The following is a 20,799-nucleotide window of genomic DNA, read 5'->3' as shown; positions in this document are numbered from 1 at the left end:
TGTTAGGGACGTTCGGCCAGCGATGCCGCGAGCGCCGCGACGCCGACCCCGGGAGTGGCGGAACCCGAAGCCACCTCGTCGATCACGGTGACCATCGCGGGGGAGGAGAGCACCGTCGCCAGATCCCGGTCGAACCGGAGTCCGGCCCGACTGGCCAGCTCGAAGCGAGCGCGACGACATCGACGAACATGCAGGGTCCCCGACGAGACCAGATGGTTGCGGTGGGACCGGATCAACTCGTGGACATCGACGATGCCATCGCCGTCGAGCGAGTTCACCATCACGATCGGCGGCCGGTAGTGCTCGTCCTCCTGCCCGGTCACATGGCTGAGTTCGAGCATGAGCTCGAGATCTCGACGCGTGTCGCTCGCCCCCGGCTGGTCGGCCTTGTTGACCACGAACAGGTCGGCGACCTCCAAGAGCCCCGCCTTGTTGGCCTGTACCGCATCGCCCATACCCGGTGTGACCACGACCACGGTGGTGTCGGCTGCCGCCGTCACGTCGACCTCGACCTGGCCGACCCCCACCGTCTCGATGACGACGGGATCGAACCCGGCTGCCGCGAGCACCCGGGCCCCGCCGGGGATGGCGAGGGCGAGCCCGCCGGCATGGCCCCGCGTGGCCATCGAGCGGATGAACGCCGTGGTGTCGACATCGGCCATCCGCACCCGATCACCGAGGATCGCACCGCCGGTGAGCGGCGATGAGGGGTCGACGGCCAGCACTGCCGGCCGATCACCCTGACGGGTCGCCTCGGCGACCAGCCGGGCGACCATCGTCGACTTCCCGGCCCCCGGAGCCCCGGTGATGCCGATGACGTGGGCCTCGAGGCTGTCGGCGTGGGTCAGCTCGGCGATCTCCTCGGCTCCCTGGCCGCCGCGCTCGACCAGGCTGAGCAGACGGCCGACCGCTCGGCGATCGCCGTCTCCCGCCCGGCGCACCAACTCCACTGCAGAGAGACCCTCGAGGGTCACGCGCGCTCGACCACCCGACGCACGGTGGCGACCACTTCCTCGGCCGACGCGCCCGGTCCCAGGACCGCAGCGATACCCGCGTCGTGCAGGACCGGGAGATCGGCATCGGGAACGATGCCACCGATGATCACCGGCACATCGATGCCCGCCGCGTCGAGCGCAGTGAGCATCGCGGGGCCGAGGGTGAGATGACCCGCGTTGTGCATCGACAACCCGATCGCGTCGGCATCCTCCTGCTCGACCGCGGCCACGATGCTGTCGGTGGTCTGGCGCAGACCGAGATAGATGACCTCCATCCCCGCGTCGCGCAACATGCGGGCGACGACCTTGATGCCTCGATCGTGACCGTCGAGCCCCAGCTTGGCCAGCACGATCCGCGGCGGCGCAGTCGTGCTCATACGATCGCCTTCTCGACATAGGTGCCGAACACGGTCTCCATCGCCATCGCGATCTCCTCTTCGGTGGCGTAGACCTTCACGGCATCGATGATCGACGGCATCAGATTGACCGTCGGGTCGCCGGCGTCGGCGGTGAGCCGAGCCAGGGCGTCGTCGACCGCTTCCTGACTGCGATCCTTCTTCACCCCGGCGAGCCGCTTGCGCTGGTACTCCTCCGTGGCGTGGTCGATCCGGAGGAGGTTGGGGTCGGTGTCGTCGTCGCCGTCGGTGAACGCGTTGACCCCGACGATGATCCGTCGACCCGCATTGACCTCACGTTCGAACCGGTACGCGGCGTCGGCGATCTCGCCGACGAAGTACCCGTTGTCGATGCCGGCATAGACGCCTTCGAGCATCGAGCCGTTGCCCAGCTCGTCGAGATGGGCGAAGACCGCTTCGGCCCGACGCTCCATCTCGTCGGTCATCCACTCGACGAAGGGTGCGCCGCCGAGAGGGTCGACCACGTTGGTGACGCCGATCTCGTGGGCGACGATCTGCTGCGTACGCAGCGCGATGCGGGCCGCCTTCTCCGTCGGGAGGGCCAGCGCCTCGTCGAAGCTGTCGGTGTGCAGCGACTGTGTGCCACCGAGCGCAGCAGCGAGCGCTTGCGTGGTCACCCGGGCGATGTTGATCTCCGGCTGCTGAGCGGTGAGCGAGACGCCTGCGGTCTGCGTGTGGAAGCGGCACATCATCGCCCGCTCGTCGGTTGCGCCGTAGCGCTCCTTCATCCAGCGCGCCCAGATCCGCCGGGCCGCCCGGAACTTTCCGATCTCCTCGAAGAAGTCGGTGTGGCTGTTGAAGAAGAACGACAGCCGCCGGCCGAACTCGTCGATGTCCTCACCGGCCGCGAGCGCCGCCTCGACATAGGCGAACCCGTTGGCGAGGGTGAAGGCCAGCTCCTGCGCGGCCGTCGAGCCCGCTTCTCGGATGTGGTAGCCCGAGATCGAGATGGGGTGCCACTTCGGCATCTCCGCGGTCGCGAACTTGACCATGTCGGTCACGATCCGCATCGACGGTCGCGGGGGATAGATGTATTCCTTTTGTGCCTGGTACTCCTTCAAGATGTCGTTCTGGACCGTGCCGGCGAGTTCGGCCCGACTCACGCCGGTCTTCTCGCCCACCGCGACGTACATGGCGAGCAGTGTGGCGGCCGGCCCGTTGATCGTCATCGAGGTCGACACGGACCGCAGATCGATGCCGGCGAAGAGGTCCTCCATGTCGGCCAGGGTGTCGACGGCGACGCCGGCCCGCCCGACTTCGCCGAGCGCCCAGGGCGAGTCGGAGTCGCGTCCCATGAGGGTGGGCATGTCGAATGCGGTGGAGAGACCGGTGCCTCCGGCTCGCAACAGTTCCTTGAACCGGGCATTGGTGTCCTCGGCGGTGCCGAACCCGGCGAACATGCGCATCGTCCAGAGTCGGGACCGATAACCGGCGGCGTGCAGCCCCCGGGTGAAGGGGTACTGGCCCGGGTAGGGGGCGTCGCCGTGGACGGCGTCGAGAGGGATGCCCGACATCGTCTCGAACGGGACATCGCGCCGAGCGGCCCCGTCGTAGTCGGCTTGCCAGTCGTCTCGCGGTTCTCGCACGCCCTCACCTCAAGTGCTTGGACATCAAAGTATCCGGCTCTAGCGTAGCCGTTGTGACGCTCGACTTCGATCCCATCGCCGAGGCGGGACGCAACTGGGCCGCGCGGGACTGGCGATCCACCGAAGCGATGCTGGCCGCGACCTCGATCACGAGAGCCCATCAGATCCTCCACGGACGAATCGACGCAGCCCTGGCCCCGATCGATCTCAACTTCAGTCGCTTCGAGGTGCTCGCGTTGTTGAGCTTCACCCGGGCCGGTGAACTTCCCATGGGCAAGATCGGGGATCGGCTCCAGGTCCACGCCGCGAGTGTGACCAACACGATCCAGCGACTCGAGTCGCTCGGGTTCGTCCAGCGCGTACGCCACTCCGACGACGGACGCACGGTGCTCGCCCGCCTGCTCCCGGCCGGTCGAACTGCGGCCGACGCGGGCGCCGCGGCACTCGCCGAGATCGACTTCGGCCTCGCCGGGATGACCGCGTCGACCCGCCGGGCCCTGACCCGGGGCCTCGCCGACTATCGCTCGGCCAACGGCGACTTCGCCTGACCCGGCACGACAGGGTTCTTCACGACAGGGGCGGGCACTCCGTTGCGAGGTCGATCGGTGGTGCGAGACGCCAGTCGCCGGGCCGCCACGAGTCGTCGAAGACGAGGCCGTATTCACGGCGGAGCACATCGAGCACGAGGTCGGTGACCCGCTCGGCCCCGTCGGGGCAGAGGTGGAGGCCGTCGACCCGCCGCACCCGCTCGAGTTCACCCGTGCGCGGATCGACCAGTCGATCCGTGTAGCCGTCGGGGGCCAGGGCCGACGCGGTGGGCACGAACCACACGCCGGATCGGTCACCCACCTCCTCTTCGAGGATGGCCACGACATCGGCGATGGTGGTGCTCACGACTGGGTTTCCGACGGGAGCGGCGGCGAGCACGATCTCGGCGCTGCCGATCGATGCCAGGTGATCGAACCAGGGATCGAGGGTCTGGGTGCGATAGCCCTCGGCGAAACCGGGGGTGCCGTAGGGCGGGTCGGCCAGCCCCCCGGCCGCGATCTCCCAGTAGCCCATGTACTCGACGACCAGGTCGGGGCCGAACGCCTCCACCCTGGTCCGCCAGTCGTCGGTCTGCTCGACGGTACGCGGCCGGGCCGGTTGACCCTCGAACTGCACCACGATCGGGCGATCGGCCGTGGCGAGGGCGGCCGCGATCGCGTCGGCCGAGTCGACCATGAGCGAGTCGCCGGTGAGGAGCACGCGCAGTGGCTCCGGGTCGACCGGGTCGACCGGGTCGACGGGTTCGGGCGCCGCGTCGAGCACGGCATCGAGGCCCCGACGGATCTCCGGCACCAGCCACTGGGCGACCTCGGCGCCGGTCTCCTGGGAGAAGTGCACCCCATCGGGTCGGAGGCGGACGTCGTCGGGCCGTTGGTCGATCCACGAGGCCAGGTCGATGACGAACGTGTGGTCCGCGTCGACCGCGTCGGGACCGTCGGCGGCCGCGTACTCCAGGTCGCGCCACGCCTGCGCGCGACGCGGGTCGTATTCCGGGTAGGAGACACCCGCCGGGATCGTGGAGAGACGAGCCTCGCCGACGTCGGGATGGGCGAGGAGGGCGACGGTGTCGGCGTGTTCGAGGAGCGCCAGGATCATCTCGTCGAGCGCCGCCTCCTGCCGCGCGCGATGGTCGGCGTCGTCGATCGAGCGGAACTCGTCGCTGCCTTCGAGGCGGTGATCGGTCACTTCCCACGCGCCCAACTGCACCACGGCGACGTCGACCCGGCGGTCGCCGAGCACGTCGATCCAGTCGGCGAGCCACCCGTCGCATTCGTCGGGCACCTCCACCTCACGTCCCTCGACCATGCGGGTCCCCCCGCTCAGGAGCCCACATCCGAGCTTGGCGTTGCCCCGCACGATCTCGACCTCGGACGGGTGGGTCTCGGCCCACTGCAGAATCCCGAGCCCGGTCATGAGAGCGGTCGAATCACCGAACGCGGCGAGCCGCATGGGTGCGTCCGGGTCGAGGGGACCGGAGGTCGTGTCGGGAGCGATGTCGCCGGACGGCGTGGTGTCGGACGAGGACCCGACCGGATCGTCCAGGGCGGCGAGCGCGTCCTGAGCGGCGGCGAAATCGATCGGCGCCGAGTCGGGCTGTCGCCATGAGGTCACCCCGATCACGAGTGCGGCAACGGTCAGCGACGCGGGGACAGCCACCCAGACGCGCACCCGGGCGGCGCGTTCGCCGGACCGGAAGGGCTGCTCGACGAGCCGGTGCAACGTGAGCGACGCCACGAGAGTGAGAACCGATCCGGCGGCGAACCGCCCGAGCGGATCGAGGTCGGTCTCCTGCTGGAGCCACAACAGGATCGGCCAGTGGGTGAGATATGCGCCATAGGAGACCACGCCGAGTCGCCGCAGCGGTTCGAACGAGAGCAGCGCCCGCACCGGTCCTCCGGGCGCGACCGCGGCCACGATCACGGGAACGGTCAACAGGGCGTGGAGGGCCAGCCCACCGCGATACAGGTACTCGTCGCCGGGGTGGGCGGTATGCCACATGAACCCCGTGATGATCACGGCGGCAACGGTCAGCGCAGTGGCGACCGCGATTCCTCGGCGACCGGTGACGATCTGCTGGTCGCGGCGCACGAACCAGAGGGCGAGCAGCGCGCCGACCGTGAGCTCACCCAGGCGGGTGTCGGTGCCGAAGTAGAGACGGTCGGTGCCGGCCCCGCGCACCGAGAGGATTGCCGGCCAGGCGAGCCCGGCGGCGGCGAAGGCCAGGAGGAACACGGCCAGACCCCGAGAACGGGCGACGGGGAGTCCGGCCCGCGTGGCGCGCCTCCCGGCGAGGGCGAGCGCCGCCGCGATCAGCGGCGGCACCGCGAGGTAGTACTGCTCCTCGACGGCGAGCGACCAGAAGTGGCGGAAGAACGAAGGGCTCTGGAAGAGGGCGCCGTAGCTGTCGCCCGCCGAGATGAAGCGCCAGTTGGAGAAGTGGAACAGCGATGCGAGCCCGTCACCGCGGAGCCGGGCCAGCTGCGAATCGTCGCCGATCAGCGCAGCCAGCACGACGGTTGCGGCGATGGTCGCAAGGGCGGCCGGCATCAGGCGTCGCAGTCGGCGGTTCCAGAACCTGATCAGCGAGACCCGTCCCGACGCCGCCTGTTCGCGGATCAGCAGCGACGTGATGAGGAAGCCCGACAGGGTGAAGAAGGTCGACACGCCGAGGAACCCGCCGTGGAGTTCGTCGATACCGGCGTGGTACGCGACCACGCCCAACAGCGCGACCGCTCGGAGCCCGTCGAGTGCCGGCTGGTACTGCAGCCGTCGTTGCGGACTCGACTCGACCGACGATGGCGGTGTGACGCGACCCATGATGTGATCGCGATCGTAGGCCCCCGAGCCGCGAGCTCACCCCCGCGCGTCGGGTTCAGTCGGTGCAGGAGGGTGTCGTTGCGTCCGATGCGGCGTAGACGGTCGTGTCGGCGAGACGGCACAGGAAGGCGGCCATCTGGACGCGGGTGACCGAACCATCGGGGTCGAACACCCCCGGCGCGATGCCGGTGGTGATGCCCTCGTCGGCCAACCAGGCAACGGCCTCGCTGTAGAAGCGGCCGGTCGGGACGTCGCCGAAGCCCGAGGTCGGGGGCGGGGCCGGATTGTCCATGAGTCGCCACAGGAAGGTGGCCATCTGGCCCCGCGTGACGGTCCCGTCGGGATCGAAGGTGCGGGGGGCGATGCCGGTGGTCACGCCGGATGCCGCGAGCCAGGCGACGGCGTCGGTGTAGTACCGCCCGGCGGCGACGTCGTCGAAACTGGTCGTCGCCGCACCATCGGGCTCACCCATGAGCCGCCAGAGGAACGTGGCCATCTGGGCGCGGTTGACCGTCTGGTGCCCGCCGTAGGCGGACGGACTGATGCCGGTCGTGATGTCGTTGTCGGCGAGCCAGGCAACCGGTCCGGTGTAGTACTTCCCCGGTTCGACGTCGCAGAACGGTTCGCCGTGGGGCGAGTAGACCCAGGCACGGTCGCCGGCGACACAGAGCGAGTCGATGAACAGGAAACGCTGGGCCTGGAGGCACTCGCCGTCGCCATCGGTGTCGCACGACGGGTACGCCGGATAGTCGTGGAACGGCGGGTTCCACCCGTGGTAGCCGATGTGGAGCACGCCGTCGGTGACGAAGGTCGCCGGGCCACCCGGCCCGACCCGTTCGCCGTTCGAGACCAGCAACGGTTCCATCGACGGTTCCCGGCACGGGCCGCCGGGAGTGGCGCATACCGCCCATCCGGTGGCGTAGCCGGTGGAGTTGTAGCGGTTCGCCGAGTAGGCGAGGAACCAGCTGCCGTCCCACGCCGTCATCGACGGGTTCTCGATCACGGTGCCCTGCCACGGTCGGGCGAGTTCGGTGGTCTCCATGAGGAAGTGGACCGATGATCCGGCCCGCCAGGCCGTGCCGTCGTTGGTCAGCTGGCGCGACCAGAACCCGGTGCGACGGGAGGCGAGTGACGGGTGCCCGACCGGCACGCCCTCGTTCTTCCAGATGAGCCACGGGACGGCGTGCTCGTCGACGACGAGGAACGGGTCGAGGGCGCCGTTGGGATCGGGTTCGCACACGAACGGCGATGTGCCGAACGCGGTGAACGGGCCGAGGGGCGTCGCGGCGGTCGCCAGGGCGATGCAGCGCCGCCCGGGTGTGGCCGTCTGCGCCGCGAAGGCGGCGAGGAAGTCGCCGGTCGGCAACTCGACGACCGATGGCGCCCACACGCTCCATCCGACGTCGATCCTCGGCGCCCACGACGGACCGGCGCCGAGCGCATCGCCACGGGCGATCCAGGTGTGCAGATCGGTCGAGGTCATGACCGGCATCGACGAGCCACCCGTGGTGGTCGCGTAGGCGTAGAACGTGCCGTCGACCTCGATGATCGCGGGATCGGCGAAGTTCTGGTCGTAGGGCTGCCCCGGTTCGAACCACGGCGCCCCGGGGTAGGCGCCGGCCGGTGTGATCAGCGCCGCGAGCGTGGCGATGGCTCCGAGGACCCCGATGACACCGCGGTCGATGATGCCGCCGGGCCGGCGCGGTCGGTCGTGGCGAGACAGGGACGAGGATCGCACCACACCATGATCGGCGCGAACACCCTCCTTCTGGAGTCGGTCTGGGCCTGGTCGCCGATCGCTGACATCATGGTCGCAGCGACTCATGGTCGCAGCGACGAGGAGCACGAATGGCTGAACACGATCTGATCATCCGCGGTGGCACGGTGGTCGACGGCACCGGCGCACCGGCCCGCACCGCCGACGTCGCCGTCCGTGATGGCATCGTCGTCGCGGTCGGCGAGGTCGAAGGGTCGGCGACCAGAGAGATCGACGCCGACGGCGCCCTCGTCGCCCCCGGCTTCGTCGACATCCACACCCACTACGACGGCCAGGCGACCTGGGACACCCGCATGCAGCCGTCGAGCTGGCACGGCGTGACCACGGTGGTGTTCGGCAACTGTGGTGTCGGGTTCGCTCCGGTCCACAGCACCGACCACGACAAGCTCGTCGAGCTCATGGAAGGGGTGGAGGACATCCCGGGCGCGGCGCTGCACGAGGGCCTGTCGTGGCAGTGGAACTCCTTCGCCGAGTACATCGATGCCTGCGACACGCCCAAGGACATGGACATCGCCACACAGGTGCCGCACGGGGCGCTGCGGCTCCACGTGATGGGAGAGCGCGGTGCCAACCGCGAGGACGCCACCCCCGAGGACATCGCCGAGATGGGGCGGCTCGCAGCCGAGGGGATCGCGGCCGGCGCCCTCGGGTTCTCGACCAGTCGCACCTCGAACCACAAGACCTCCACGGGCGACTTCACCCCGACCCTGACCGCCGCCGCCGAGGAACTCGTCGGCATCGCCGAAGCCATCGGGGTCGGGGGCAGGGGCGTGTTCCAGCTGGTCTCGGACTTCACCGACCGAGAACGCGAGTTCCAGATGTTTCGCGACATGTGCGAGATCTCCGGTCGACCGCTGTCGTTCACCATCGTGGAGAGCCCGAAGAGCGACGAGTTCCACCGGGATCTGCTCAGCCGGATCGAGCAGGCGCGAGCCGACGGCTACATGATCACCGGCCAGTGCCCGGTCCGCCCGATCGGGATCCTGCTCGGCTTCGAGTGCACGCTCAACCCCTTCCTGCGCAACCCGGTCTGGGCCGAGGTCGCGGGGCTGGCGCCGGCAGCGCGGGTCGTGGCCCTGAACGACCCCGATCGCCGGGCTCGCCTCCTCGCGGCGGCCGGCGGTGTCGACGCGACACTGGTGGGCGGCAGCCTGATCGAGAAGTTCGAGCTCATGTACGAGATGGGGGAGACGCCGTACTACGAGCCGTCGACCGATCAGACGGTGTCGCGCCGGGCCGCGGCGGCGGGGGTGACACCGGCCGAGTTCGCGCTCGACCTGCTGTTGAAGAACGGTGGCACCAACATGTTGTGGCTGCCGTTCAGCAACTACGGACACGGCAACCTCGACGGCACCCGCGATCTCCTCACCCACCCGTTCACCGTCCCGTCGCTCAGCGACGGTGGCGCCCATGTCGGCACGATCTGCGACGGTTCGTTCCCGACGACGCTGTTGCAGCATTGGGGTCGCGAGCGGCCCGAGGGCCGCATCGACCTCGAGTTCCTGGTCCAGCGCCAGGCCCGCGACACGGCCCGCACCGTCGGCCTCCACGATCGCGGTGTGTTGGCCCCCGGCTACCGGGCCGACCTCAACGTGATCGACTTCGAGCATCTGACGGCACGAGCCCCGGAGCTGGCGTACGACCTTCCGGCCGGTGGCCGTCGAGTGCTCCAGCGGGCCGACGGCTACCTCCACACCATCGTTGCCGGTGTCGAGACCTACGCCTCCGGCCAGGAGACCGGGGCCTTGCCCGGCCGTCTCATCCGCGGCGCGCAGGCCGCCCCGGTCGGCGCCTGACATGGCGACGATGTCGGCGGCCGACGTCACCGCGCTCGAAACGCACGCCAACTGGACCGCGGCCGACGTCGCCGATCCCGCGGCGTGGACCCACCGGCTGACCGCCGCCGAGATCGCCGAGCTGGAAGCCGCGCTCGCGGTCGCCCGGTCCCGCACCGACGAAGTCCTCGATGTCCGCAAGGACGATTTCCCGCTGCCGACGCTCGCCCCGGTCCTGGCGGGCATCGCCGACGAGCTGATCAACGGGCGCGGGTTCCACCGGATCTCCGCGCTCCCCGTCGAGCGGGTCGGTTTCGACGACGCGTCGTGGATGTACTGGGGTATCGGCCTGCACCTCGGCGTGCCGTGGCCCCAGAACGTGAAGGGTCACCTGCTCGGCGACGTCAAGGACCAGGGCAAGCGGCCCGACGACCCGACGGCACGTGGCAACGAGCTGGGCGGCGTCGCCCAGGCGTTCCACTCCGACGGCTCCGATCTCGTCGGACTCATGTGTCTCGATCCCGGGATCTCCGGCGGCGAGAGCCTCGTGTCCAATGCGGTGGGCGCATACAACCGGCTGGTGGCCGACGATCCCGAGCTCGCCGCCGTGCTCTTCGACGGACTGCCCTACGACTTCCGCGGCGAGCAGCGCGACGGCGGGACGCCCTTCTACCACGTGCCGGTCTTCTCCGAACACGGCGGTCGGCTCTTCGTGCGCTACATCCGTCCCTACATCGAGGCCTCGCAGCGCCACCCCGACGCCCCGCGTCTGTCCGACGCCCAGCGTGCCGCCATGGATGCCTACGACACCTACATCTACGACGCCGACAACCGGGTCGAGATGGTCTTCGAACCGGGCGACATGCAGTTCGTCAACAACTACCACGTGCTCCACGGCCGCCGGGCCTACGTCGACGATGCCGCCGCGGGACGCGTCCGCTGGCTCAAGCGGCTGTGGTTGGCGACGGAGATCCTCGGTCCCGACGACCGGCCCGACCGGTTCCAGGCGGCCGGCGCGACCAGTCACTGGTCAGCGACGCGTAGCCGCGCCTGATCGTTCAGGCCGTGGCGGCCGGCGTCGGATCGGCGACCGGTGCGTGGTCGCGCACGTCGATCGGCGGTGCGTCGTCGGGGAGCGGGTCACCGGAATAGCAGTCGACATAGGTCTGACCGGAGAGCTCGCCGATCTCGAACATCACTTCGTCGGTGATCTGGCGCAGCACGAGGCGATCGTCGATGCGGTGGCGGTAACGCGTGACGTCGATGGGCTGCCCGATGTGGATGCCGCACCGTTCGCGGAACTTCGGCATGGTGCGATCGGGCGGCTGGATCCGATCGGTGCCGACGAGCCCGATCGGGATGATCGGCGCGCCGGTGCGCAGGGCGAGGCGGGCCACACCGGTCTTGCCCTTGTGGAGATAGCCGTCGCGGGTACGCGTTCCCTCGGGGTAGATGAGGAAGAGATACCCCCGCTCGAGGGCCGCGGCAGCGGCGTCGAGGGCCACCTTGCTGGCGTCGCCCCCCGAACGATCGAGGGGGATCATGCCGGTGGCCGGGAAGAAGTATCTCGTCTTCCAGTCGTCCATGTACTCGGCCTTGCCGACGGCAAGCGTGCGCCGCGGCAGCAGCGACATGGTGAAGGGCGAGTCGAGGAACGACAGGTGATTCGGGGCGAGCAGGGCGGGGCCGACCACGGGAATGTTCTCGAGACCGGTGATCTCGAGATCCCACAGACGATGCATCAACGGCTTGAGGACCCGCTGCAGTGGTTGCTGGAGCCAGCCGGTCTCGCGCGCCATGTCGATCAGCTCAGCTTCCTGCGCTGGGCCTTGCCGGTGGTGCCGATCGGGAGCTCGGTGACGATCTCCAACTCGGTCGGGCACTTGTAGCGGGCCAGCCGCTCGCGACAGAAGGCGACGAGCTCGTCGAGTTCGGGAGGCGGTGAACCATCGGGCACCGTGACGAACGCGACGACCCGTTCGCCGCGTCGTTCGTCGTCGCGGCCGATGACCACGGTCTGTTCGACCTTGGGGTGCTGCACGAGGACGGTCTCGACCTCGAACGGGTAGACGTTGAAGCCCGACACGATGATCAGGTCCTTGGCCCGGTCGACGAGGGCCAGGTAGCCGTCTTCGGAGAACACGCCGATGTCGCGGGTCGAGAGCCAGCCGTCGTCGTCGAGCACGGCCTTGGTCGCCTCCTCGTTCTCCCAGTAGCCGAGGAACACCCCGGGGCCGCGCACCTTGATCTCGCCCGAGTCGTCGAACGGGACCTCGTGCCCGTCGGAATCGACGACCACGACCTCGACCCCCGGCACCGGCTTGCCGACCGTGCCCGGTCGGACGGGGATGCCGATGTGGGTGGTGACGGTCGCGCAGGTCTCGGTGAGCCCGTAGCCCTCGAGGAGCTCGACGCCGAACCGTTCCTTGAACTCCGTCCACAGCCGGGGGTGCAGCGCCGATGCGCCTGAGGCGATGCGGGTGACCCCCGCGAACGCGTCATCCGGCGCGTCGCTGTCGATCAGAGACCTCCACATCGGGGGGACACCGGCGAAGCGGTTGACGCCGTGGGCGGCGATGAGCTCGACGCAGCGCTGCGGTGAGAAGCCGTCGGAGAGCACGACGGTGCCGCCGGCCCGCAAGGTGGTGAGCAACGAGATGTTGAGGCCGTAGATGTGGGCGATCGGGATGGTGGCGAGCACCACGGAGTTCGCGTCGAGCGCCGCCTCGTCGGTCGCCAGGATGGAGTCCTGGCTCGAGATCAGGTTGTGGTGGCTGAGCATCGCCGCCTTCGGCGAGCCGGCTGTGCCACTCGTGAAGAGCATGACGGCCAGGTCGTCGGGGGCCGACGATGCCGCCGCGACCGCGGGACCCTCGGGGAGGGGGTCGACCCCGACGACCGCTGCGCCGGCCGGCGCGGCGATCCGGGGATGCAGATCATCCGAGAGCGGGGTGCCGGTGAGCACGAGGGACGCGCCGACCGCGTCGATCTCGTGGCGGAGCTCGGGCACCGGGTTGCTCGGATCGAGCAGAACGGCCACCATTCCCGCGGAGGTCGCGGCGAGGATGCCGACGACGGCGGCCCGGGTGTTGGTGCACAGCACAGCGACCCGGTCGTGCGGCTCGACGCCGGCGGCGACCAGACCGGCGCGGGTGCGCGCGACCAGCTCGCGGAGCTCGGCGTAGGTGGTCTCCCGTCCATCGTCGATCAGGGCGATCGCGTCGTCGGGCTGCGGGTCGAGGAGGTCTGCGAGCGTCACTGGCGGCGACTGTAGACGTCTCGACGGAGGTTGTCAGCGGCCGTTCAGGTCGCCGAGCCAGTCGAGCAGATCGGCGTGCACCTCGTCGCGGTTCGTCTCGTTGAGCAGTTCGTGACGGGCGTCCGGGTAGAGCCGGAGCACCAACGGGCCGATGCCGTCGGCGCCATAGCGGTCGTGGAGGGCCCGGACCGACTCGCCGAATCCGCCCACCGGATCCTGATCGCCGGCGATGAACAGCACGGGGAGCGTCCGGGGGATCATCGCCTCGGCGGCGGGATCCCACATCGTGGCCATGCCGCGGATCATGTCGGTCACGAAACCGTTGCTGAGATCGCCGCCGCACCAGGGGTCGGCGACATAGATCGCCACCTCGTCGGCGTCGCGGCTCAGCCACTCGAAACCGGTCGGCTCGGAGGTGGTCGCCGCGAACGTTTCGTTGAATCCGGCGAACATCCCCGCGAAGAGCGCCGACGGCTGATCGGCGCCCTCGGCCTCTTCGACCGCGAGGAGGATGGCTTCGAGTTCGGCGGCGCCATCGAGATTCCCGGACGTGCCCGAGAGGATCACACCGGCGAAACGGTCACCGGCCAGCTGGATGACCCGTTGTGCGAGCAGTGATCCCATGCTGTGGCCGAACAGCACGAGCGGTAGTTCGTCGTCGAGATGATCGGCGAGCGCGATCAGGTCGTCGACCATGGCCTCCCAGCCTCCCGGCCGGGCCACGCCGAACGCGCCGTGTTCGTCGGCCGTGCGGCCGTGCCCACGATGGTCCACGCCGCACACCTCCCAGCCCGCCTCGCGGGCGATCGCGGCGAAGCGGCCGTAGCGGGCCGCGTGTTCGTTGGCGCCGTGGGCGACGAGGATCCGGCCGATCGGCGCGCTCGGGCGGGGCCACCGGCACCATTCGATGGTGGCGTCGGGTCGGTCGAGAGTCGACCAGTCGGGATCGGGGGCGTGCTCGGTCATGGGCGCGACTCTAGTGAGAGGTCGGCGGCCGGGTCGGCGGTGTCCCGGCCGACACCGACGACGAGACGCCGATCCCGGTTGCTGACATTAGGGTTGTCGTCCCGGCCCCCCTGGAGTTCTCATGGCCCGATCCGCAGCAGCCGTCTTCGATCTCGATCGCACACTCATCGCCTCGTCGTCCGCGGTCGTCTTCCAGCGCCACCTGAGCGAGGCCGGGCTCGGCTCGATCCCGGATCTCCCGATCGCCGACGCCTTCCTCAAGTTCTACGAACAGTTCGGTGAGAGCTGGGTGATGATGCAGCCGGCGAAGCTCGGCGCCCGCACGTCGAAGGGGTGGCCGGTCGAGACGGTGCATCGGGCCGCGACCGCTGCTGCGGCCGAGATCGACGCGGAGCTCATCCTTCCGTTCGCCCGTCTGACGATCGACGAGCATCGGCAGGCCGGTCGACTCCTCGTGCTGGCGACCACGTCGCCGGAGCCCTGGGTCGCCCCGCTCGCCGAGCAACTCGGGTTCGACGCCGTCGTCGCGACGAAGTGGGCGTCGGAGGGCGGCGCCTACACCGGTGAGACCGTCGGTCCCTTCGTGTGGGGGCGGGCGAAGGCCGATGCGGTGCGAGCATGGGCCGCCGCAAACGACGTGGCCCTCGACCGGAGCTACGCCTACAGCGACAGCTACTTCGACTCCTCGATGCTCGAGATGGTCGGCCATCCCGTCGCGGTCAACCCCGATCTCCGACTCCAGGGTGTCGCCGCCCTCAAGGGTTGGCCGACGCGCCACTTCGACAAGCTCGACGGGGTGATCAAGGTCGCCGGTCGTGAGCTGCAGGAATGGGGTCGCCCGTTCCTGCGTGAGGAGTTCCAGCCGTTCGCGCGGTTCGAGTTCACCGGCGTCGAGCACGTTCCCGCCGAGGGCCCGGCGATCCTCGTCTTCAACCACCGCAGCTACTTCGACCCGACCGCCATGGCACTGCTCGCCGCGAAGGCCCACCGCAGTGTGCGCAGCCTCGGCAAGAAGGAAGTGTTCGACGTCCCCGTCATCGGGCGCCTGGCCCGCGGAATCGGCGGTGTCCGGGTCGATCGGGGCACCGGCTCCGACGAACCATTGGAGGCGGCCGCCGAGGCGCTGCGCGGCGGTGAAGTGCTGATGCTCGCGCCGGAGGGCACCATCCCCCGGGGTCCGGCGTTCTTCGATCCCGAACTGAAAGGACGATGGGGGGCCGCCCGGCTGGCCGCGATGACCGGGGCGCCCGTGATCCCGATCGGCCTCTGGGGCACCGAGAAGGTCTGGCCCCGGAGCGCGCGGATGCCGAAACTGCCCGTCGGCGCCCGGCCGCTCGTGACGGTGACCGTCGGTCGTCCCGTGGAGCTCGGGCTCGAGGATCCAGATGCCGACACGAAGGCGATCATGGCGGCCATCGTCGATCTCCTGCCCGACGAGGCCCGCGAGCACAAGGTGCCGACTCCCGAGGAGCTGGCCCTCACGTTTCCGCCCGGCTATGCGGGCGACCCCGACGCGGAGGCCGATCGGCGGCCCGGAACCGACACGAGTGCATGATGAGTGACACCACCCAGCCCGCCCGCGAGCTCGACATGAACGACCGCATGTCCGAGCACGAAGCGCTCATGTGGAACATCGAGAAGGATCCGTGGCTCAATCCGAGTGGCGGCGGGTTGTTCGTCTTCGACCGTCCGATCGACGTCGACATGCTGCGGGCCCGCATGCGCGTCGCCGTGTCGGAGCTCCCCCGATTCACCCAGCGGGTGCAGCCCGGCCTCGGTCGCCTGTCGACACCGGCCTGGGTGCCCGACCCCGAGTTCGACTTCAACAGTCACTTCCGGGTGATGACCCTCGCGGCGCCGGGGACACAACGTCAACTGTTCGACCTCGCCGCGCAGCTCTACATGGAGCCCTTCGATCGCACCCGTCCCCTGTGGCGGATGATCGTGATCGAGGGTCTCGAGTCGGGCCAGGGAGCGCTCTGGTCGATGATGCACCACGCGATCTCCGACGGAATCGGCCAGCTGCGCATCGCCGAGATGTTCCAAGACATCGAGCGAGACGTCCCCCGCGCCCCCGAGATCGACCTCGAGGGGATCGTCGCACGCGCCGCGGCCTCCCATCGCAACAAGGAGTTGGGAGGCGATCTGGGGCCGAGTCTGGCCGCCGCGACGGCGGCATCCTTCGGTCACCTCGCCCGGCGGCTCGGGGGCACGGCTCGCCGCGCCGCCGGCGAGATCGCGATCTGGCCGGCCGACCCAGGACGCATCGGCGAGAAGCTCGGCCATGTCACCGCCATGGTGACCGAGACGGCCGAGCAGCTGACCCACAGCATCGAGGAGGGTGAGGGCGCGCCGCTGTGGCGTGAACGCTCCCGACACCGTCACCTCGAAGCGGTCACCGTGCCCCTCGACCGGTTGAAGGCGGCGAGCAAGGCCGCGGGAACGACCATCAACGCGGCGTTCGTCGCCGCGATGTCGCACGCTGCGGTGCGCTACCACGCCGATCGGGACGAGACGTTCGACACCCTCAACGTCTCGTTCGTACTCAGCACCCGCACCGACGACAAGGCCGGCGGGAACGCGTTCACGCCGGTCCTCGTGCAGCTCCCGGCCGACGGTCACGACATCGCCGACCGGCTCGCCGTCACCGCCGAGACGCTCGACGAGGCCCGCGTCGCGGCCGGTCGCAGCGGCGGGTTCACCGCGCTGTCCGGCGTCGTGAACCTGTTGCCGACCTCTGTCGTCACCCGGACCGCCCGCGGTCAGGCCGCCAAGATCGACCTCGCCACATCCAACCTCCGCGGTGCGCCGATCCCGCTCTACATCGGCGGTGCCAAGGTCGAGTACTCGGTGACGATGGGTCCGCTGGCCGGAACTCCGTGCAATGCGACGGCGCTGTCCTACTGCAACAACTTCGACATCGGTCTGTTCATCGACCCGGTCGCGATCACCGATCCCGCCGCCTTCCGCCACTGCGTGGTCGCCGCGTTCGACGAACTGCTGGCCACGGTCCCCTGAGCGTTGCCTGCAACGCGAAGCGTTGCCGCGTACTAGGTTGCCGCGCATGAAATATGCCGCACCAACAACGGTGGACGAGGCGGTCGGGTTGCTCTCGGCCGACGCCGATGCCCGGGTCTTCGCCGGAGCCACCGATCTGATTCCCCAGATCCGATCCGGTCGACCGGAGCCCTCGGTGATCGTCGACCTCAAGAAGATCGATCGCCTCGTCGGTGCCACCGAATCAGGGGGCACCTGGACGGTCGGTGCCGCCACGCCGACCTCGACGTTGACCCACAACGAGGCGTTCACCGCCGCGTTCCCGGGGCTGAGCGAGGCCAGCGGACTGATCGGGTCGGATCAGATCCAGAACCGCTCGAGCTGGGGCGGCAACCTGTGCAACGGCTCGCCTGCTGCCGATTCGGTCCCCGCGCTCGTCGCCAACGGGGTGCGCGCCGTCATCGCCGGCAGCGGCGGTGAGCGGACCGTGCCCGTCGAGGACGTGGTCACCGGGCCCGGGCAGACATCGCTGGCCGCCGACGAGTTCGTCGTCGAGTTCCAGGTCGATGCGCCGCCGGCCAACACCGCCGACGCGTACCTTCGCCTCACCCCCCGCACCGAGATGGACATCGCCGTCGTCGGTGCCGCCGTGCGGCTCACCATGGACGGCGACACGTGCGCCGCGGCCACGGTAGCCCTCGGTGCGGTCGCCCCGACGGTGGTCCGGGTCCCCGATGCCGAGGCCGCCCTCGTCGGGTCGACGCTCACCGATGGTTCCTTCGACACTGCGACCCTCGAGGCGGTCGCCGCCGCGGCGTCGGCCGCATGCAACCCGATCGACGACAAGCGCGGGACCATCGAGTACCGCCGTCAGGTCGCCGGAGTACTCGCCAAGCGAGCTGCCAACATCGCCGCCGAAAGGGCACGCGCATGATGAATCGAACGCACGTCCACTGCACCGTCAACGGCGACGAGGTCGACTTCCTCGCCAACGACGACACCTCGCTGCTCGACGCCCTGCGCGACGAGCTCGGGCTGACCAGCCTCAAGGAGGGCTGCGGTACCGGCGATTGTGGCGCCTGCTCGATCACGGTCGACGGCGCACTCACATGCTCGTGCCTGATGTTCGCTCCCGAGGCCGAAGGTCGCAGCATCGGCACGGTGGAGGGCATCGCCCAGGGTGACCACCTCCATCCCCTGCAGCAGGCCTTCCTCGAGGGTGCGGCCCTCCAGTGTGGTATCTGCACACCGGGGTTTCTGGTTGCGGCCAAGGTCCTGCTCGACGAGAACCCGTCGCCCACCGAGACCGAGATCCGCTACGCCCTCGCGGGCAACCTCTGCCGCTGCACCGGCTACGACAAGATCATCCACGCGGTGCAGGAAGCCGCCGTACAACTCTCGAACAGCAACGGAGCCAGCAAGTGACTGCCACCGAGAACCCCCCCGCAAAGTACAAGTACGTCGGCACCCGACCGATCCGTCACGACGGCCTCGACAAGGTCATCGGCAAGGCCCGATTCGCCGCTGATCTCAATCTCACCGGTCAGCTCCGCGGCGTGATGGTGCGGTCACCGCACGCCCACGCCCGGATCGTGTCGATCGACACGAGCGCGGCCGAGGCGATGCCCGGCGTGAAGGCCGTCGTCACCGGCGCCGACTTCCCCGCGATCGACCCGACCGACCCCGCTCACGACGAGGCGGTCAACAACATCGCCCGCGACGAGGTGCTCTACAACGGCCACACCGTCGCGGCGGTGGCCGCGACCACGCTCGCCGAGGCCCGCGCCGCGGCCGCCGCGGTCAAGGTCGAATACGAAGTGCTGCCCGCGGTCTTGAACATCGAGGAGTCCATCGCCGACGGCGCGCCGATCGCGAACTCGACGAACCGCACGCTCTTCACCGGCGACACCGAGCCGTCCAACATCGCCTCGATCGGGCCGTTCCAGCGGGGCGACGTCGAGGCCGGTTTCGCGGCGGCCGACGTGATCGTCGAACGAACGTTCACGACCAAGGCCGTGCATCAGGGCTACATCGAGCCGCACGCGTGCATCGCCGATGTCGGTCAGGACGGCAAGGCCACCATCTGGGCGTCGTCGCAGGGACATTTCGCGGTGCGGTCCAAGACCGCCAAGATCCTCGGCTGGGGCACCGACAAGATCAAGGTCACGCCGGCCGAGATCGGTGGCGGGTTCGGTGGCAAGACCACCATCTATCTCGAGCCGATCGCCGTGCTGCTGAGCCAGAAGGCGGCCCGTCCGGTCAAGATCGTGATGACCCGGGAAGAGGTGCTGCGGGCCACCGGTCCGGCGCCCGCGTCGAGGATCCACATCAAGATGGGCGCCACCAACGACGGTGAACTCACCACCATCCAGGGCACCCTGCACTACAGCAACGGCTCGGCCAAGGGCTACGCGGCCCTCACCGGCGCGATGTCGATCGCGTCCTACCGGTTCCCGAACCTCGACCTGATGGCGATCGGCACGGTCGACAACACCCCGAAGTCGGCCGCGTACCGCGCGCCGTCGGCTCCCCAGGCGGCGTTCGCGATCGAGACGCTGGTCGACGAGATCGCCGTCGAGCTGGGGATGGATCCGATCGACCTGCGGCTGAAGAACGCCGTGACCGAGGGCGACCCGACCGCCATGGGAGCGCCGCACCCGAAGATCGGGTTCATCGAGACCCTTCAGGCCATCAAGAACAGCGACCACTACAACTCACCGATACCGGAAGGGGCCGGCCGAGGTTTCGGCACCGGCTTCTGGTTCAACATCGGTGAGCAGTCGAGCGCCACGGTCAACCTCAACGAGGACGGCACGGCCACGGTCATCACGGGCAGCCCCGACATCGGCGGCAGCCGGGCGTCGATGGCGCTGATGGCCGCCGAAGAACTCGGGCTCGACGTCCACCACATCACGCCGATCGTGGCCGACACCGAGTCGGTCGGTTTCACCGACATCACCGAGGGCAGCCGGGCGACGTTCGCCACCGGCATGGCCGTCGTCAACGCGTGTCGCGACCTCATCGAGCAGATGAAGGAGCGCGCCGCGGTGATGCGCGGCGTCGCCGTCGACCAGGTCGCCTGGATCGACGGGGCCGCCGTGATCGAGGGACCGCCGTCGGAGGGTGCCGAACCGGTGACGATCAAGGAGATCACCGGCGCGGCGAAGATGACGGGCGGTCCGCTGACCGCGACCGCCTCGCTCAACGCGGCGGGCGCCGGCCCGTCGTTCGCCGCCCATCTCGCCGACGTGAAGGTCGACGAGGAGACCGGTCAGGTCACGATCCTGCGCTACACCGCCGCCCAGGACGCCGGTACCGCCATCCACCCGTCGTATGTGGAGGGCCAGATGCAGGGCGGCTCCGCGCAGGGCATCGGTTGGGCGCTCAACGAGGAGTACATCTTCTCCGGCGACGGGACGATGCAGAACGCCAGCTTCCTCGACTACCGCATGCCGGTGGCCTCGGACCTGCCGATGATCGAGACGATCATCGTCGAGGTCCCCAACCCGAGTCATCCGTACGGTGTCCGGGGCGTGGGAGAGACGGGCATCGTCCCCCCGATCGGGACGTTGGCCAACGCCATCGCCGCCGCGACCGGGGTGCGCATGACCGACCTGCCGATGTCGCCGCCCAACGTGCTCAAGGCGCTCAACGAGCGCTAG

Annotated in this window: 16 protein-coding genes; 8 read left to right on the top strand and 8 right to left on the bottom strand. The window is 69.4% G+C overall.

Annotated features, from left to right (window positions below):
* Positions 1-2 precede the first annotated feature (2 nt).
* Genes meaB through R2707_16935 form a run of 3 tightly spaced genes read right to left on the bottom strand, consistent with a single transcriptional unit; the run spans position 3 to position 2,997 of the window.
* The gene (meaB, locus tag R2707_16945; protein MEZ5246785.1) at positions 3-974 is read right to left on the bottom strand and encodes a methylmalonyl Co-A mutase-associated GTPase MeaB; all 972 of its coding nucleotides are present in this window, start codon (positions 972-974) and stop codon (positions 3-5) included.
* Complete coding sequence (locus R2707_16940; GenBank protein ID MEZ5246784.1) at positions 971-1,372, bottom strand: cobalamin-dependent protein; 402 nt, start codon at positions 1,370-1,372, stop codon at positions 971-973. The genes meaB and R2707_16940 overlap by 4 nt, the downstream gene beginning before the upstream one ends.
* Positions 1,369-2,997 (bottom strand): methylmalonyl-CoA mutase family protein, encoded by a 1,629-nt coding sequence (locus R2707_16935; GenBank protein ID MEZ5246783.1) that lies wholly within the window; start codon positions 2,995-2,997, stop codon positions 1,369-1,371. Before R2707_16935 ends, R2707_16940 begins: the two co-directional genes overlap by 4 nt.
* Positions 2,998-3,050: 53 nt before the next feature.
* Here R2707_16935 and R2707_16930 point away from each other — a divergent pair, with 53 nt between their 5' ends.
* On the top strand, positions 3,051-3,545 hold the full coding sequence (locus R2707_16930) for a MarR family transcriptional regulator (protein ID MEZ5246782.1): 495 nt from the start codon (positions 3,051-3,053) through the stop codon (positions 3,543-3,545).
* A gap of 19 nt (positions 3,546-3,564) precedes the next feature.
* Here the strand turns inward: R2707_16930 and R2707_16925 are convergent, their stop codons facing one another.
* Both R2707_16925 and R2707_16920 read right to left on the bottom strand, forming a co-directional pair.
* Entirely contained in the window at positions 3,565-6,363 is a 2,799-nt protein-coding gene (locus R2707_16925; protein MEZ5246781.1) for an acyltransferase family protein, read from the bottom strand.
* A gap of 55 nt (positions 6,364-6,418) precedes the next feature.
* On the bottom strand, positions 6,419-8,101 hold the full coding sequence (locus R2707_16920; protein ID MEZ5246780.1) for a family 43 glycosylhydrolase: 1,683 nt from the start codon (positions 8,099-8,101) through the stop codon (positions 6,419-6,421).
* 110 nt (positions 8,102-8,211) lie between these two features.
* Between R2707_16920 and R2707_16915 the strand changes: the two genes are divergently transcribed.
* Together R2707_16915 and R2707_16910 are read left to right on the top strand one after the other, a co-directional pair.
* Positions 8,212-9,936, top strand: a complete 1,725-nt coding sequence (locus tag R2707_16915) for an amidohydrolase family protein (protein ID MEZ5246779.1) — start codon at positions 8,212-8,214, stop codon at positions 9,934-9,936.
* Between the two features lies 1 nt (position 9,937).
* Positions 9,938-10,969, top strand: a complete 1,032-nt coding sequence (locus tag R2707_16910; protein ID MEZ5246778.1) for a TauD/TfdA family dioxygenase — start codon at positions 9,938-9,940, stop codon at positions 10,967-10,969.
* 4 nt (positions 10,970-10,973) lie between these two features.
* On the opposite strand, the gene R2707_16905 is transcribed toward R2707_16910, so the two are convergent.
* The 3 genes from R2707_16905 to R2707_16895 are packed head-to-tail and all read right to left on the bottom strand — an operon-like array spanning position 10,974 to position 14,140.
* Positions 10,974-11,714, bottom strand: a complete 741-nt coding sequence (locus R2707_16905) for a lysophospholipid acyltransferase family protein (protein MEZ5246777.1) — start codon at positions 11,712-11,714, stop codon at positions 10,974-10,976.
* Positions 11,715-11,719: 5 nt separating this feature from the next.
* Positions 11,720-13,174, bottom strand: a complete 1,455-nt coding sequence (locus tag R2707_16900) for an AMP-binding protein (protein ID MEZ5246776.1) — start codon at positions 13,172-13,174, stop codon at positions 11,720-11,722.
* Positions 13,175-13,207: 33 nt separating this feature from the next.
* On the bottom strand, positions 13,208-14,140 hold the full coding sequence (locus tag R2707_16895) for an alpha/beta fold hydrolase (GenBank protein ID MEZ5246775.1): 933 nt from the start codon (positions 14,138-14,140) through the stop codon (positions 13,208-13,210).
* Positions 14,141-14,261: 121 nt separating this feature from the next.
* Here R2707_16895 and R2707_16890 point away from each other — a divergent pair, with 121 nt between their 5' ends.
* Genes R2707_16890 through R2707_16870 form a run of 5 tightly spaced genes read left to right on the top strand, consistent with a single transcriptional unit; the run spans position 14,262 to position 20,799 of the window.
* Positions 14,262-15,695: an HAD-IB family hydrolase gene (locus R2707_16890; protein MEZ5246774.1), complete on the top strand. Its 1,434-nt coding sequence runs from the start codon at positions 14,262-14,264 to the stop codon at positions 15,693-15,695.
* Positions 15,695-17,158: a wax ester/triacylglycerol synthase family O-acyltransferase gene (locus R2707_16885; GenBank protein MEZ5246773.1), complete on the top strand. Its 1,464-nt coding sequence runs from the start codon at positions 15,695-15,697 to the stop codon at positions 17,156-17,158. The genes R2707_16890 and R2707_16885 overlap by 1 nt, the downstream gene beginning before the upstream one ends.
* A 46-nt stretch (positions 17,159-17,204) precedes the next feature.
* On the top strand, positions 17,205-18,071 hold the full coding sequence (locus R2707_16880; GenBank protein MEZ5246772.1) for a xanthine dehydrogenase family protein subunit M: 867 nt from the start codon (positions 17,205-17,207) through the stop codon (positions 18,069-18,071).
* Positions 18,068-18,562: a (2Fe-2S)-binding protein gene (locus tag R2707_16875; protein ID MEZ5246771.1), complete on the top strand. Its 495-nt coding sequence runs from the start codon at positions 18,068-18,070 to the stop codon at positions 18,560-18,562. Before R2707_16880 ends, R2707_16875 begins: the two co-directional genes overlap by 4 nt.
* The gene (locus tag R2707_16870) at positions 18,559-20,799 is read left to right on the top strand and encodes a xanthine dehydrogenase family protein molybdopterin-binding subunit (protein ID MEZ5246770.1); all 2,241 of its coding nucleotides are present in this window, start codon (positions 18,559-18,561) and stop codon (positions 20,797-20,799) included. Before R2707_16875 ends, R2707_16870 begins: the two co-directional genes overlap by 4 nt.

Source organism: Acidimicrobiales bacterium, assembly GCA_041394245.1.
Taxonomy (GTDB): Bacteria; Actinomycetota; Acidimicrobiia; order Acidimicrobiales; family Aldehydirespiratoraceae; genus JAJRXC01.
Note: the sequence above shows the minus strand (reverse complement) of the source record. Positions and strands in the feature narration are given on the sequence as shown.

What these genes read in the sequence shown, in the direction of transcription:
- R2707_16940 (MEZ5246784.1), bottom strand. Translation starts at nt 1,372, where the DNA reads ATGAGCACGACTGCGCCGCCGCGGATCGTGCTGGCCAAGCTGGGGCTC.
- R2707_16925 (MEZ5246781.1), bottom strand. Translation starts at nt 6,363, where the DNA reads ATGGGTCGCGTCACACCGCCATCGTCGGTCGAGTCGAGTCCGCAACGA.
- R2707_16915 (MEZ5246779.1), top strand. Translation starts at nt 8,212, where the DNA reads ATGGCTGAACACGATCTGATCATCCGCGGTGGCACGGTGGTCGACGGC.
- R2707_16910 (MEZ5246778.1), top strand. Translation starts at nt 9,938, where the DNA reads ATGGCGACGATGTCGGCGGCCGACGTCACCGCGCTCGAAACGCACGCC.
- R2707_16905 (MEZ5246777.1), bottom strand. Translation starts at nt 11,714, where the DNA reads ATGGCGCGCGAGACCGGCTGGCTCCAGCAACCACTGCAGCGGGTCCTC.
- R2707_16895 (MEZ5246775.1), bottom strand. Translation starts at nt 14,140, where the DNA reads ATGACCGAGCACGCCCCCGATCCCGACTGGTCGACTCTCGACCGACCC.
- R2707_16890 (MEZ5246774.1), top strand. Translation starts at nt 14,262, where the DNA reads ATGGCCCGATCCGCAGCAGCCGTCTTCGATCTCGATCGCACACTCATC.
- R2707_16885 (MEZ5246773.1), top strand. Translation starts at nt 15,695, where the DNA reads ATGAGTGACACCACCCAGCCCGCCCGCGAGCTCGACATGAACGACCGC.
- R2707_16880 (MEZ5246772.1), top strand. Translation starts at nt 17,205, where the DNA reads ATGAAATATGCCGCACCAACAACGGTGGACGAGGCGGTCGGGTTGCTC.
- R2707_16875 (MEZ5246771.1), top strand. Translation starts at nt 18,068, where the DNA reads ATGATGAATCGAACGCACGTCCACTGCACCGTCAACGGCGACGAGGTC.